Origin of the sequence: Halomonas sp. 141 (assembly GCF_002810305.1) — a bacterium.
GTDB lineage: Bacteria > Pseudomonadota > Gammaproteobacteria > Pseudomonadales > Halomonadaceae > Vreelandella > Vreelandella stevensii.
Genome location: NZ_PINZ01000106.1, coordinates 1 through 1,235, shown reverse-complemented (window position 1 = coordinate 1,235; position 1,235 = coordinate 1). Strand labels below are relative to the sequence as shown.

General features: G+C 62.3%; 1 protein-coding gene. It reads right to left on the bottom strand.

Annotated elements, in window-relative coordinates; translation table 11 throughout:
- Positions 1-30 precede the first annotated feature (30 nt).
- Positions 31-1,172, bottom strand: a protein-coding gene (locus tag CWI66_RS17500; RefSeq protein ID WP_232711009.1) for an IS3 family transposase whose coding sequence is annotated in 2 segments (ribosomal slippage) — positions 31-911 and positions 911-1,172 — 1,143 coding nt in all. Because the reading frame shifts where the segments join, the coding sequence is not laid out codon by codon here.
- Positions 1,173-1,235 lie beyond the last annotated feature (63 nt).

Sequence of the window (1,235 nt, the reverse complement as noted above, 5' to 3'; positions counted from 1 at the left end):
TGTTCTGGTCAAGTCAGAGCGGACACATTTTCAAGCCGCAGCTGCCAATTCAATCTCCCTCGGCGTCTGGTAGCCCAGGGTCGAGTGGAGCCGGCAGCTGTTGTACTCCATCTCGATGTATTCGATCACGTCCCGCCGTGCTGCCTGTCGGCTCCAGTATCGCTGACCAACCAGCCACTCGCTTTTCAGTGAGCCGAAGAAGCGCTCCATGACGGCATTGTCCCAGCAATTCCCCTTGCGGCTCATCGAGGCCTGGAACCCGTGCCGATCCAGCGTGGCGCGGTAATCACGAGACGCGTACTGACTACCGCGGTCGCTGTGATGGATCAACCCGCTCTCGGGCTGCCGGCGACCTACGGCCATCTCCAGGGCGTCCAGCACCAGCGACGTGCGCATGTGGTCGGCCATCGCCCAGCCCACTAACTGCCGGTCGTGGAGGTCGAGCACCGCCGCCAGATAGAGCCATCCTTCCAGCGTCCAGATCGCCGTGATGTCGGCCACCCAGGCCCGGTTCGGTGCCGCCACTGTGAATTGGCGGTTCAGCAGGTTGGGCGCCACCGGCAGGCTGTGCTGACTGTCGGTTGTATGACGCCAGCGTCGCCGCTGCCGTGCCTCTACGCCTGCTTCCCGCATCAGGCTGCGGGCCTGGTAACGGCCGACGTCGTAGCCGCGACGCCGCAGTTCTCTGGCCATGCGGCGGCTGCCGTAGCTGCCGCGCTTCCGGCGATGGATCTCTCTGACCTCACGGAGCAGGGCCTGGCGATGATCATCCGGGCCACGCCGTCGCCAGGCATAGAAACCACTCCGGCTGACCCGCATGACCCGACACAACACGGCCACGGGATAGGTGGCCTTCTCCGACTCGATGAACTGGTATCTCAGCTCGACTCTTTGGCGAAGAAGGCCGCCGCCTTTTTTAAAATATCCTTTTCAATCTGAAGCTTACGAACTTCTTCGCGGAGCTTCTTGATCTCGGCGTCGCGATCATCCTCCTGCCGCCCCGGGGTGCCGGAGACCTGCTGACGATGCTTGCGGCACCACCGGTCCAGCACGCTGCGCTCCACGCCCAGGCGCCGGGCAGCCTCAGATACGGAATACCCCTGATCGATCACCAGGTTCACCGCATCCGCCTTGAATTCATCGGAAAACCGACGTCGAGTCTTCTTGGTCATGAACACCTCCATTGCCTCCATTATGAGGCTTATCGGGGTGTCCGCTCCAATTGGACCACTTCA